The organism is Curtobacterium sp. VKM Ac-2889, assembly GCF_015350855.1.
Classification (GTDB): Bacteria; Actinomycetota; Actinomycetes; order Actinomycetales; family Microbacteriaceae; genus Curtobacterium; species Curtobacterium poinsettiae.
Window position 1 is genome coordinate 15,384 of sequence record NZ_JADKSC010000005.1, and the last position, 12,501, is coordinate 27,884.

Genomic DNA, 12,501 nt, shown 5'->3' on the forward strand with positions numbered 1-12,501 from the left:
GGTGACCTCCTGCTGACCTGGGCTTTCCGTCGGAGTCGGCCCGTGCCTCCAGGCCGCACCTGTTGCCCATCCGGACGACGGTCGTCGGAACAGTGGTCCGCAGGAGTGCTGTCAGCACGACGGGGGACTGCTCCGACCGGCCGAGAGGGGGACCGGTGTGTACCCCGTAACACGCCCGTAACGCCCCCGGACGGGGGTCGCGTTGCGGCGGCCCCCAGGTTCTGCATCAATGGCATCACCCGAACCGCCCTGATTCCCCGATGAAGCGGAATCTCCACCTCGAACGTTGAAGCAGGGATCAGTGTTCACCTTCATTCTGCAGATCAGGCAGATGGTCGAAGGCCACCCCGAGTTCTACCTGTTCGCCGTGTACTCCGCGGTGATCTGGTTGCTCTGGTTGCTCAAGGTCGTCATCTCCGCCCGCTACCGCCCCTTCACCGGCACCTTCGTCGGTACCACCAGCGTCGTCGTCCCCGTCGTGGACGAACCGCTCGACCTGTTCCGTGACGTCATCGGCCGCATGGTCGAACAGCGGCCCGGCGAGATCATCGTCGTCATCAACGGAGCCCGCAACGAGGCGCTCGAAGAGGTCTGCGACGAGTTCGCCCCGCTCGTCCGCTGGACCCACACGCCCATCCCGGGCAAGCGGAACGCCGTCAAGGTCGGCACCGAGATGTCCAACGGCGACATCACCGTGCTGGTCGACTCCGACACCGTCTGGACGCCCGGCGCGCTCGAGGAACTCCTCCGGCCGTTCGCCGACGAGTCCGTCGGCGGTGTGACGACCCGGCAGCGCATCCTCGAGCCGGAGCGCAGCTGGATCACCCGCTGGGCCGACTGGCTCGAGAACTCGCGGGCGCTCTACTCGATGCCGGCACAGAGTGTCCTCGGGCAGATCGGCTGCCTGCCCGGGCGCACCATCGCGTTCCGCCGGAGCATCCTCATGCGGGTCATGGACCGGTTCATGCACGAGAAGTTCATGGGCGTGTTCCTCGAGGTCTCCGACGACCGCACGCTGACGAACCTCACCCTCAAGGAGGGGTACCGCACCGTCTACCAGTACACGTCGCTGGTCTACACGGACGCCCCGCTGCAGGTGAAGAAGCTGTTCAAGCAGCAGCTCCGCTGGGCGCGCGGCTCGCAGTACAACACGCTGCGGATGCTGCCGTGGATGCTCGGCCACGCCCCGATCCTGGCGGCGTTCTTCATCACCGACATCATCCTGCCGTTCATGCTCTTCGGCGTGATCGCGGGCTGGATCTACCGCGCCTTCACCGGCCAGGGCGAGAACCTGTACCAGGGCATCCTGTCGCAGTACGGCTTCTCGACCGGCTTCGTCTACGTGGCGGCGCTCATGGTGATCTCGAGCGTGCTGAGCATGGCCATCCGCCAGATGCGGCACCTGTCCGAGAAGCCGAGCGACTTCTTCCGCCTGCCGATGTTCATCATCGTGTCGACGTTCTTCCTCATGCCGATCCGGCTCATCGGCTTCTTCCGCCTGGCGCACGCGTCCGGCTGGGGGACCCGTGCCGGCGCCTACGCCGGTGGTCCGATGCAGGAGGAGCCGGCGGACGCCGCCCAGCCGTTGTCGTCCACCGCGCAGGTGCCGGTCAGCCCGATCGACGCGGAACGTGCCCGGATGGCCGGAGCGGGCGCAGGTCCGTCCGGTTCGGGCTCGGGCTCGGGTTCGCCGTCCCCGCTCGAGACCGTCGACCAGGTGGCCGTCGACCGTGCGTTCGACGAGCTCTTCGGCGCCGACGCGGCGACCAACTCCACCACCACCGTGCTCGCCACCCGTCGCGAGGCCGCAGCCGCGGTCGCGCAGCAGGAGGCACAGCGAGCAGCTGCGCCGGCTCCCGCCCGAGCCCGCCGCTACAACCCGTACGCAGCGATCCCGTACGTGATCGGCATCGCGATCTTCGCCCTGGAGGCGTTCCTCATTGTCTGACTTCATCCGTTCCTCGAGTACTTGGTGGGCGCAGTCCAGCAAGCACGCCCGCCGGACGGCCATCGGCACGACGGCCATCGTGCTCGCCCTCGGCCTCATCACCTGGTCGGTGTGGATCTCGCCCTCCGGCCCCGTCTCCACCGCCGTGCACCAGGCGCTCGGCGTCGAGGCGCCGAAGGCCAAGAAGGTGTCCGCCGCCGAGCTGCAGACGCAGCTCGACGCCGCCCAGGAGCGCATCTGGTCGCTCGAGGGCAAGCTCGACTCCCGCACGGCCCAGGCCGGGTCGCGCGGTGACCAGATCACGGAGCTCAAGGCGCAGATCGCGTCGCTCCAGTCCCAGCTCGGTGCCGCGAAGAGCTCGGGAGGCTCGTCCAAGGTCGACGCCGCGGGTTCCGGCAACAACGGGTCGGGCTCCGGCGGATCCGGCGCGGGTTCCGCCGGCGGGTCCGGGTCGGGTCCGTCCGACAACGGGTCCGGCAGCGGTTCCGGATCCGGCAACGGATCCGGCTCGGGCAGCGGTTCCAAGCCGAACCCCGGCCCCTCGACCGATCCGGGGGCCACCCCGGTCGTGACGCCGACGAAGGCCGAGATCCTCGGGCAGCAGTCGCGCTGGTACGGCCTCTACACCGCGCAGTCGCCGTTCAACTGGGCCGAGTACGACGAGGTCTCCCAGCAGGTCGGCACCGCGTCGAACATGACCGGCTTCTTCCAGGGCTTCGACCAGGAGTTCAACGCCACCGCGGTGCAGCGCTCCTGGGCCAACGGCCGCGTGCCCCTGATGACGTGGGAGACGGTGCCGGCGCAGACCAGCAACGATCAGAAGTACGTCCCCGGGTACACCAACGAGGACATCTCCGGCGGATCGTTCGACGCCTACCTGACGAAGTACGCCAAAGCGCTGAAGGCCAACGGGCAGCCGATGGTCATCCGTCTCGACCACGAGATGAACGGCTCCTGGTACAACTGGTCCGAGGGTGACGCGCAGAAGAACCCGGCCGGCTCCTACGTCAAGATGTGGCAGCACGTGCACGACGTCTTCCAGGCGAACGGTGCGAACAAGTACGTCATCTGGGACTGGTCCCCGAGCCGTATCGACAAGCTCGGCAACCCGAAGTACCAGACGCTCGACTACATGCGGCAGTACTACCCGGGCTCGGACTACGTGGACTGGGTCGGCATGAGCGGCTACTACCGCGACGCCGACGAGCAGCCGTCCTTCGCGAACACGTTCGGAGCGACGCTCGCGCAGCTCCGCCAGATCGCGCCGGGCAAGGGCATCATGCTCAACGAGATCGGGGCGACCGAGACCGGCACCAGCGTCGCGAACCCGCAGAAGACGCAGTGGATCGACTCGCTCTTCGACGCGCTGGCAGACCCCGCCAACAAGGACATCGTCGGCTTCGCGTACTTCAGCGAGACGGCGACCACGATCATCGACGGCAAGCGCACCACGAACGACTGGCGTCTCAACTCCCGCGCCGATTCCCTCAAGGCCTTCGCCGAGGGCATCAAGCGCAACGACATCGACTACGACCTGCAGGAGGTCACGCAATGAGCGAGTCCAAGAAGTCGACCGCATCGGCCGACACCCGTCCCGCACCCGTCATCAGCGTCATCGGCACCGGCTACCTCGGTGCCACCCACGCAGCCGCCATGGCCGAGATGGGCTTCGAGACGATCGGTGTCGACATCGACCCGTCGAAGCTCGCCGCGCTGTCCGCCGGCGAGGTCCCGTTCTTCGAGCCCGGGCTCCCCGAGCTCATCACGAAGCACGTCGCCAGCGGCAAGCTCCGCTTCACCGCCGACATCGCCTCGGCCGTCGCCGCCGCGGACGTCCACTTCGTCTGCGTCGGCACCCCGCAGAAGGCCGGATCGCACGCCGCGAACCTGGCCTACGTCGAGAGCGCCACCCGCGGTGTCGCCGAGAACCTCACGCACCCCGGGCTCATCGTCGGCAAGTCGACGGTCCCGGTCGGCACGGCATCGCGGCTCCGCGGCATCGTCCGCGAGTTCACCCCCGCCGGCATCGAGGCGGAACTCATCTGGAACCCCGAGTTCCTGCGCGAGGGCAAGGCCGTCGAGGACACGCTGCACCCGGACCGCCTGGTCTGGGGCGGCGCGTCCGAGGCTGCCGACGCCGTGATCCGCGAGGTCTACGCCGCACCCATCAACGAGGGCACCCCGGTCATCACCACCGACCTCGCCACCGCGGAGCTCGTCAAGGTCAGCGCGAACGCGTTCCTCGCCACGAAGATCTCGTTCATCAACGCGATCTCCGAGATGTGCGCCATCACGGGCGCCGACGTCTCCACGCTCGCCGACGCCCTGGGCCACGACGCCCGCATCGGCCGGAAGTTCCTGAACGCCGGTCTCGGCTTCGGCGGTGGCTGCCTGCCGAAGGACATCCGGGCCCTCATGTACCGCGCCAACGAGATCGGCGCCGGACAGGTCGTCGGGCTCATGCAACAGGTCGACGAGATCAACATGGGGCAGCGCCAGCGGGTCATCGACATGGCGATCGACTCGGCCGGGGGATCGGTGCTGAACCGTCGCGTGGCCGTCATCGGTGCCGCGTTCAAGCCCCTGACCGACGACGTCCGCGACTCCCCGGCGCTGAACGTCGCCGCGGCGCTGCACCTCCGCGGCGCCCAGGTGACGCTCTGGGACCCCGAGGCGATGGAGCCCGCGAAGCGTTCGTTCCCGACGCTGAGCTACGCCGAGTCGATGACGGACGCGATCGAGGGCGCCGACGTCGTCCTCGTGCTCACCGAGTGGGACGACATCATCACTGCCGACCCGGTCGCCCTCGGTGACCTCGTCGGCCGCCGCGTCGTCATCGACGCGCGCAACTGCCTCCCGGTCGCCGACTGGGTCAAAGCGGGGTGGACCGTCCGTTCCCTGGGACGTCCCACGCCGGTCACGGGTGCACCCGTGAGCGTCGCAGCGGGGACGAACGACGCGTTGGCCACGAGCCGCTAGTCACCGTTCGCGAGACGGGGTCCGTGCCGGGCGGCTCGGGCCCCGTTCCCGTGCGCCCGGGGCCTGGTCTGTCCGGGCGTCCATGGTCGGAAGTTTCCTCCAGGGACGCCCGATTCCGCTTCCCAGTCCAGCTGGAATGGGAAGGAACGTGCGTCGCGACCAGCCTGGAGGCCCGGTGCCCGCCCGCCGGACCGGCACCGGGCCTCCAGGCGGTCGCGTCCGCACCCCGCGCCGAAGCGACACATTCCTGCGGATGGTTCGCGGCACACTGTCGCTGTCGCGGCACAGAGGAAGGGCCCCGCACCTGACGGTGCGGGGCCCTTCCTGTGTCAGCGAGACTCAGACGCCGAAGTACAGCTCGTACTCGAACGGGTGCGGGCGCTGGGCCAGCGGGAGGATCTCGTTCTCACGCTTGTAGTCGATCCAGGTCTGGATGAGGTCCTCGGTGAAGACGTTGCCCTTCGTGAGGAACTCGTGGTCGGCCTCGAGCGCGTCGAGCGCTTCGTCGAGGGACCCGGGGACCTGGGGGATGCCCTTTGCCTCTTCCGGCGGGAGCTCGTACAGGTCCTTGTCGACCGGCTCGTGCGGCTCGATGCGGTTCTGGATGCCGTCGAGGCCCGCCATCAGCTGCGCGGCGAAGGCGAGGTACGGGTTGCCGGAGGCGTCGGGCGCGCGGAACTCGATGCGCTTGGCCTTCGGGTTCGTGCCCGTGATCGGGATGCGGATCGCTGCCGAGCGGTTGCCGGCCGAGTAGACCAGGTTGACCGGGGCCTCGAAGCCCTTGACCAGACGGTGGTACGAGTTGATCGACGGGTTGGTGAAGGCGAGCAGCGCCGGGGCGTGCTTCAGGATGCCGCCGATGTACCAGCGGGCGAGGTCCGACAGACCGCCGTAGCCGTTCTCGTCGTAGAACAGCGGCTTGCCGTCCGACCAGAGCGACTGGTGGGTGTGCATGCCCGAACCGTTGTCGCCGAAGAGCGGCTTCGGCATGAACGTGGCGACCTTGCCCCACTGGTCGGCCGTGTTCTTGACGATGTACTTGAACTTCAGGATGTCGTCCGCGGCGTGGACCATCGTGTCGAACTTGTAGTTGATCTCCTGCTGACCGCCGGTGCCCACCTCGTGGTGCGAACGCTCGAGCTCGAAGCCCGCGTCGATCAGCTTCAGGGTGATGTCGTCGCGCAGGTCGGCGGTCTTGTCGACCGGCGACACGGGGAAGTAGCCGCCCTTGTAGGGGGTCTTGTTGGCGAGGTTGCCGCCCTCTTCGTCACGACCGGTGTTCCAGGCGCCCTCTTCGGAGTCGACCGCGTAGAACGACTCGTTCTGCGTGACCGAGTAGCGGACGTCGTCGAAGATGTAGAACTCGGCCTCGGGGGCGAAGAACGCGGTGTCCGCGATGCCGGTCGACGCGAGGTACTTCTCAGCCTTCTTCGCCACCTGGCGCGGGTCGCGGCCGTAGATCTCGCCGTTCCGCGGGTTGTAGATGTCGAAGATCATGATGAGCGTGCGCTCGGCGCGGAACTGGTCGACGTACGCCGTGGTGACATCGGGGATCAGCTGCATGTCGGACTCGTGGATCGACGCGAAGCCGCGGATGGAGGAGCCGTCGAACAGCTGGCCGACCGAGAAGAAGTCCTCGTCGACGGTGGATGCCGGGATGTTGAAGTGCTGCTGCACACCGGGCAGGTCCGTGAAGCGGATGTCGAGGAACTTGACGTCGGTGTCCTTGATGAAGGCCAGGACCTCGGAGGAATCGCTGAACATGGGGCCGATCTCCAATGGGTTGGGTGATGTCGGAGGCACCGGTCAAGGCACCCTCCGACGAGGCTATTGACACGGGGTTTCCCGGACATGACTGGTTTGTTTCGGGCGTGTTACGCCCAGGTGGTCGCCTACGCTGGGGACCATGGCCCGCAGCACCTCCAGTCCGTCCGCGCCCTCCGAGCACCCGGACGGGTGGCCGGGCAAGGACCTCGGGCTGCCGGAGGAGGGGCCCCGCAGCGTCGGGCGCATCGGCCGCCGCGTCGTGGCGCTCCTGATCGACGGCGCCCTGGCTGACCTCGTCGCCTACGTCACCGGCGTGTGGTCACCGGTGAACGGGTCGGGCGACATCGCACACACCTGGATCCAGCTCGCGATCTTCGCCGTCCTGCAGATCCTGTTCATCTGCCTGCTGTCCGGGTCGTTCGGGCACATCTGCGTCGGCCTGCGGGTCGTCCCGATGCGTGGGGGCTACGTCGGGGTGTGGCGGCCCGTCGTCCGCACCGTGCTGCTCTGCCTGGTGGTGCCGGCGCTCATCATCGACCGTGACAGCCGCGGAGCGCACGACCGCATCGCCGGGACGGTGCTCGTCCGACGCTGATCGCGTCTGCCGCGTCTGCCGCGGGTGCCGCGGGTGCCGTGGGTGTGCGGCGCGAGGGCCGTGGCTGTCCGCACGGTGCGAGGTCGATCGTCCGGAGCGAGGCTGCCTACTCCGTGCGCGACCCGTCCCCTCGCACCGAGGAGGCAACCTCGCACGATGCGAGATTGCGCCGGGCCTCCACCGCAGGCCCTCGCACGGTGCGAGTTTGTACGCCGGCCTTCGCACGGTGCGAGGTTGCGCGCCGGGCCTCCGCCGCCGGACCTCGCACCGTGCGAGGTTGCTCAGCTGACGGGAGGTTCCCTGCTCCGTGCGCCGCCGGAGACCCGCACCGAGCTGGCAACCGCGCACGGTTCAGCGAAGGTCGCACCGTGCGGACCCGTGCGGACCCGTGCGGACCCGTGCGGACCCGTGCGAACGCCGCAGCCCGCACCCGCCGTCACCCCACGTCCACACGAAGACGCCCCCGACCAGGATCGGTCGGGGGCGTCTTCGTGTGTTGCGGCTGGGTCAGCGCGGCCGTCCGGCACGGGCACGCATCGGGTCCATGCCCTTCGGGATCGAGGCCGCGGGGCTCTGCGTCAGCGAGTCGAGACGGTTCGCGACCGCCAGGACCTCGTTGCGGTTGAGCGACTTCTTGAGCTTGTTCATGGCACGGGGCAGCTTGTGCAGCGTCAGGCTCTCGCCGGTGCCATCACCGACGTGCAGCACGTGCACGGCGACGTTCGGCACGATGCGCTGGACCTTGCGGCGCTCCTCGTCGAGCTGACGGCTGAGGTTGCCGCGCTGGCCCTCGGTGATCAGCACGACACCCGGGCGACCGACCGCGCGGTAGACCGCGGACTGTGAGCGACCGTGCACCGCGACCGGCATCTCGCTCGAGCGCCACTGCCGACGGAGCGAGTTCGACAGCACGGCGCCGACGGCACCGGGCTGGCCTTCGATCTGCGAGTAGGCGGCACGTTCAGCGAGGCGGGTGAGCACGATCAGGAAGAGCAGCACACCGAGCAGCACACCGGCGACGATCCACAGGACGACCGCGAGCCAGTTCTGCCCCGGCAGGAGCAGCGCCAGCAGCACACCGAGGACGACCGGAACGACGAAGGCGAGGGCGAACCACCAGACCGACGACGGGTCGGCCTTGCGGGTCATCTGGAAGACCTGGAACATCTGCTTGAGACGCCCCGGCTCCTTCGCCTTCTTGTCTGTGGAAGAGCTGCGTGCCATGGGAACAGGATACGGCCTCCGTGCGCCGGGGGAGACCGCCGCATGTCCGGCTGTGTGCGAACACGTCTTGTCCACAGGTGGTGCCGCACAGCCTGGAGGCCCACCACACCCCCGCCACGCTGGTCACCATGGAGACGAGGACCGACCACCACCCGGATCGCTGGATCGCGACCGGTGACGACACCGACGTGCTCACCTGGGTCGCCGACCGCTCCGCTGCCGCCGAGCGGCACCTCGTCCCGGTGGCCGCAGTCGGCAGGACCCGGACGGGGTGTCTCGGGGTCGACCTCGACCGGCCGACCGGCACGCCGCTCGTGGCGGCGCTCGATCGGCTCGGCACGCCGACCACCGGCGTCGCGGTCACGCTGTCGGTGCCGCTCCTGGAACTCCTCGTCGCCGTGCACGACGGCGCCGTCCTGCTCGGTTCCGCCGGCATCGACGACGTCCTGGTCGACGACTCGGGCGCCGTCGTGCTCTGCGACCGCCCGATGAACGCGACGAGCCCGACGAGCCCGACGAACGCGACCCCGACGCGCACCGCGCACTCGACGGACGCCACCCGGACCCTCGTCCTCGCAGCCCGGACGGTCTGGGACCGCGTCGACCCGGCCGATCCCGCACAGCGACCGGTGCACGACGCGCTGCAGGACGCCCTCGACGGCGACGACCGAACCGCGCGGTCGGCTCTCGAGCTGATCCGCGCAAGTGCAGCACCCCGCCCGTTCCGGTGGACGCCGGTGCCGAGCGACCTCGACTTCGCCGAGTCGCCGACGGCGATTCGGCAGGACGGGCTGCTCGAGCGCCTCCGCGACGTGGTCGAACACGGCGTCCCGCTCGGAACCGATCGACGACTCCCGCTCCGCCGCGTGCTCGTGGGAGTCGTCGTCGCCGTCGGGTCGGTGGTCGCCGCCCTGACCCTGCTCGGGGGCGGGTGACGCGGCTGGTGACGCCGAACCCACCCCGAACGGGAACGGCCCCGGCTCCCACGAGGGGAACCGGGGCCGTCGGCCGTGCTGCTGGGATCAGTACCCGAGGTTCGGGGCGAAGTTGCCCTCTTCGAGACGGTTCTTCACCGCGACGAGGTACCGCGAAGCATCCGCACCGTCGATGATCCGGTGGTCGTACGACAGCGCCAGGTAGACGAACGAGCGGATGGCGATGGCCTCCTGGCCGTCGACCTTCACGACCGCCGGACGCTTCGTGACGATGCCGGTGCCGAGGATCGCCGACTGCGGCAGGAACACCACGGGGGTGTCGAACAGCGCGCCGCGCGAACCGGTGTTGGTCAGCGTGAACGTGCCGCCGGCGAGCTCGTCGGGCTTGAGCTGGTTGTTCCGGGTGCGCTCGGCGAGGTCCGCGATGGACTTCGAGAACTGCGCCAGGTCCAGCGAGGCCGCGTCCTTGATGACCGGGGTCAGCAGGCCGCGCTCGGTGTCCACCGCGATGGAGACGTTCTCGGTCTCCGGGTAGACGATCTCGTCGCCCTCGACCGTGGAGTTGATCTTCGGGTGGGCCTTCAGTGCCTCGGACGCCGCGAGGGCGAAGAACGGCATGAAGGAGAGCTTCGAGCCGGTCTTCTCGAGGAACTCCGCCTTGTGGGCGTCGCGGAACTGCGCCACCTTCGTGACGTCGACCTCGACGACGCTCGTGAGCTGTGCGGTCGAGGTCATCGACTGCACGGCACGCTCGGCGACGACCTTGCGCAGCCGCGTCATCTTCTCGCGGGTGCCGCGCAACGGCGACACCTCGGCGACGAACGGGCCGGACGCGGCAGCGGGTGCTGCTGCAGCCGGGGCGGCCGGGGCCTTCTCGGCGGCGGCGAGGACGTCCTCCTTGCGGATGCGCCCCCCGACACCGGAACCGGTGACCGTGGACAGGTCGACGCCCTGCTCGTTGGCGAGCTTGCGCACCAGCGGGGTGACGTAGCCGGAGGCTGCGCCGTCCTGCGTGGGGTTCGGGACCGCGGCGGCGGCCGTGGTGCTCGGCGCGGACGCCGGAGCTGCTGCCGGAGCGGCCTGGGCCGGAACGGCTGCCGGCGGAGCGGCTGCGGGCGGCGGGACGGGTGCGGCGGCCGGGACCGGCGCTGCGGCGGGCGGCGCGGACGGTGCGTGCGGGGCAGCGGGCTGCGTCTGACCGGCGGGGGCGGGCTCGGGCTCGGTGGGCTCCGGCGCGGGGGTCTCGGCCTCCTGATCGGTGCTCGGAGCGGCCTCGGGCTCCTCGGCTTCGGCAGCGGCGGCGTTGGCGTCGTCGGAGTCGGACGAGTCCGAACCGCCGTCGGACGAACCGGAGCCGTCACCGATCTTCACCAGGGCGGTGCCGACTTCGACGGTCTCGTCCTCTGGCACGAGGATCTCCTCGACGACGCCGGCGATCGGCGACGGGATCTCGGTGTCGACCTTGTCGGTCGAGACCTCGAGCAGCGGCTCGTCGACCTCGACCCGGTCACCGACGTTCTTCAGCCATCGGGTCACCGTGCCCTCGGTGACGCTCTCGCCGAGCGCCGGGAGGTTGACGGATTCGCTCATCGGGTGGACTCCTCTTCGCGGGGGATTGCAGTGGTTGTTGATGTCATTGTCACAGTGCGCTTGCCGGTGCCGGTCACAGCGCGTGCAGCGGCTTGCCCGCGAGGTGCAGGAACGCCTCGCCGAGGGCTTCGTTCTGGGTGGGGTGGCCGTGCACCAGGGGAGCGATGTCCTCGGGGTAGGCCTCCCAGTTGACGGCGAGCTGGGCTTCACCGATGAGCTCACCGACGCGGGCGCCGATCATGCTGACACCGACGACGGGGCCGTCCACGACGCGCACGACCTTGACGGAGCCGGAGGTCCCGATGATGTGGCTCTTGCCGTTGCCGGCCAGGTTGTACTCGTACGAGTCGACCTTGTCGGCGCCGTACTGCTCCTCGGCCTTGGCCTGCGAGAGTCCGACCGACGCGACCTCGGGGTCGGAGTAGGTGATCTTCGGGATGTTCTTGTCCTCGATGACCACCGGGTTGAGGCCGGCGATCTCCTCGGCGACGAAGATGCCCTGCTGGAAGCCGCGGTGTGCGAGCTGCAGGCCGGGGACGATGTCGCCGACGGCGTAGACGTTGGGGATGTTCGTGGCGAGACGCTCGTTCGTGGTGACGAACCCGCGGTCCATCGCCACGCCGACCTCGTCGTAGCCGACGTTCTGCGTGACCGGGCCGCGGCCGACGGCGACGAGCAGGACGTCACCGTCGAAGGTCTTGCCGTCCTCCAGCGTGACGACGACGCCGTTCTCGTGCTGCTCGACGCCCTGGAACCGGACACCGAGCGAGAACTCGATGCCGCGCTTGCGGAACGCACGCTCGAGCTGCTTCGACATCGACTCGTCCTCGGCGGGGACCAGGTGCGGCAGGCCCTCGACGATGGTGACCTCGGCGCCGAAGGACTTCCAGACGCTGGCGAACTCGACGCCGATGACGCCGCCGCCGAGGATGACGACCTTGTTCGGGACGTAGTCCATGCGGAGCGCGGTCTCGGAGGTGATCACGCGGCCGCCGATCTCGAGCCCCGGCAGGGACTTCGAGTAGGAGCCGGTCGCGAGCACGATGTTCTTGCCGGTGACGGTCTGGTCGCCGACCTGCACGGTGTTCTGCGAGGTCAGACGGCCCCAGCCCTCGACCACGGTGATGCCGCGGGCCTTGATCAGACCCTGCAGGCCCTTGTACTTGGAGTTGATGATGCCCTGCTGGTAGTCGATGACCTTGGGCACGTCGACACCGGCGAACTCCGCGACCACGCCGTACTTCTCGGCGTCGCGCGTCGCGTCGGCGACCTCGGCCGCGTGCAGCAGTGCCTTCGTCGGGATGCAGCCGCGGTGCAGGCACGTCCCTCCGAGCTTGTCGCCCTCGATGAGCGCGACGCTCATGCCGAGTTCGGCGGCCCGGAGCGCAGCGGCGTACCCACCACTCCCGCCACCGAGGACAACGACGTCGTAAGTCTGTTCCGTCACCTGGTGCAACTCCCTC

General features: G+C 69.1%; 9 protein-coding genes. 5 read left to right on the forward strand and 4 right to left on the reverse strand.

Annotated elements, in window-relative coordinates:
* Positions 1-301: 301 nt before the first annotated feature.
* From ITJ50_RS15190 to ITJ50_RS15200, 3 genes are read left to right on the forward strand one after another with little or no spacing between them, the layout of a single operon-like run.
* The gene (locus ITJ50_RS15190; protein ID WP_017886079.1) at positions 302-1,948 is read left to right on the forward strand and encodes a glycosyltransferase family 2 protein; all 1,647 of its coding nucleotides are present in this window, start codon (positions 302-304) and stop codon (positions 1,946-1,948) included.
* Entirely contained in the window at positions 1,941-3,503 is a 1,563-nt protein-coding gene (locus ITJ50_RS15195) for a glycosyl hydrolase (RefSeq protein ID WP_156463743.1), read from the forward strand. The genes ITJ50_RS15190 and ITJ50_RS15195 overlap by 8 nt, the downstream gene beginning before the upstream one ends.
* On the forward strand, positions 3,500-4,927 hold the full coding sequence (locus ITJ50_RS15200; protein ID WP_056068455.1) for a UDP-glucose dehydrogenase family protein: 1,428 nt from the start codon (positions 3,500-3,502) through the stop codon (positions 4,925-4,927). The genes ITJ50_RS15195 and ITJ50_RS15200 overlap by 4 nt, the downstream gene beginning before the upstream one ends.
* A 339-nt stretch (positions 4,928-5,266) precedes the next feature.
* On the opposite strand, the gene glnA is transcribed toward ITJ50_RS15200, so the two are convergent.
* Complete coding sequence (glnA, locus tag ITJ50_RS15205) at positions 5,267-6,691, reverse strand: type I glutamate--ammonia ligase (RefSeq protein WP_017886082.1); 1,425 nt, start codon at positions 6,689-6,691, stop codon at positions 5,267-5,269.
* Between the two features lie 142 nt (positions 6,692-6,833).
* Here glnA and ITJ50_RS15210 point away from each other — a divergent pair, with 142 nt between their 5' ends.
* A complete protein-coding gene (locus tag ITJ50_RS15210; protein WP_017886083.1) occupies positions 6,834-7,289 on the forward strand; it encodes an RDD family protein in 456 nt (151 codons plus the stop codon).
* Between the two features lie 507 nt (positions 7,290-7,796).
* On the opposite strand, the gene ITJ50_RS15215 is transcribed toward ITJ50_RS15210, so the two are convergent.
* On the reverse strand, positions 7,797-8,513 hold the full coding sequence (locus ITJ50_RS15215) for a DUF4191 domain-containing protein (protein WP_042537027.1): 717 nt from the start codon (positions 8,511-8,513) through the stop codon (positions 7,797-7,799).
* Between the two features lie 128 nt (positions 8,514-8,641).
* Between ITJ50_RS15215 and ITJ50_RS15220 the strand changes: the two genes are divergently transcribed.
* Complete coding sequence (locus ITJ50_RS15220) at positions 8,642-9,448, forward strand: hypothetical protein (RefSeq protein WP_194590847.1); 807 nt, start codon at positions 8,642-8,644, stop codon at positions 9,446-9,448.
* 87 nt (positions 9,449-9,535) lie between these two features.
* Here ITJ50_RS15220 and sucB read toward each other — a convergent pair whose 3' ends face one another.
* The gene (gene sucB, locus ITJ50_RS15225) at positions 9,536-11,038 is read right to left on the reverse strand and encodes a 2-oxoglutarate dehydrogenase, E2 component, dihydrolipoamide succinyltransferase (protein ID WP_194590848.1); all 1,503 of its coding nucleotides are present in this window, start codon (positions 11,036-11,038) and stop codon (positions 9,536-9,538) included.
* Between the two features lie 73 nt (positions 11,039-11,111).
* A complete protein-coding gene (gene lpdA, locus ITJ50_RS15230) occupies positions 11,112-12,485 on the reverse strand; it encodes a dihydrolipoyl dehydrogenase (RefSeq protein ID WP_111022800.1) in 1,374 nt (457 codons plus the stop codon).
* Positions 12,486-12,501: the final 16 nt, after the last annotated feature.

Coding starts and splice junctions, on each gene's coding strand:
- ITJ50_RS15200 (WP_056068455.1), top strand. CDS start 3,500: ATGAGCGAGTCCAAGAAGTCGACCGCATCGGCCGACACCCGTCCCGCA.
- glnA (WP_017886082.1), bottom strand. CDS start 6,691: ATGTTCAGCGATTCCTCCGAGGTCCTGGCCTTCATCAAGGACACCGAC.
- ITJ50_RS15210 (WP_017886083.1), top strand. CDS start 6,834: ATGGCCCGCAGCACCTCCAGTCCGTCCGCGCCCTCCGAGCACCCGGAC.
- ITJ50_RS15215 (WP_042537027.1), bottom strand. CDS start 8,513: ATGGCACGCAGCTCTTCCACAGACAAGAAGGCGAAGGAGCCGGGGCGT.
- ITJ50_RS15220 (WP_194590847.1), top strand. CDS start 8,642: ATGGAGACGAGGACCGACCACCACCCGGATCGCTGGATCGCGACCGGT.
- sucB (WP_194590848.1), bottom strand. CDS start 11,038: ATGAGCGAATCCGTCAACCTCCCGGCGCTCGGCGAGAGCGTCACCGAG.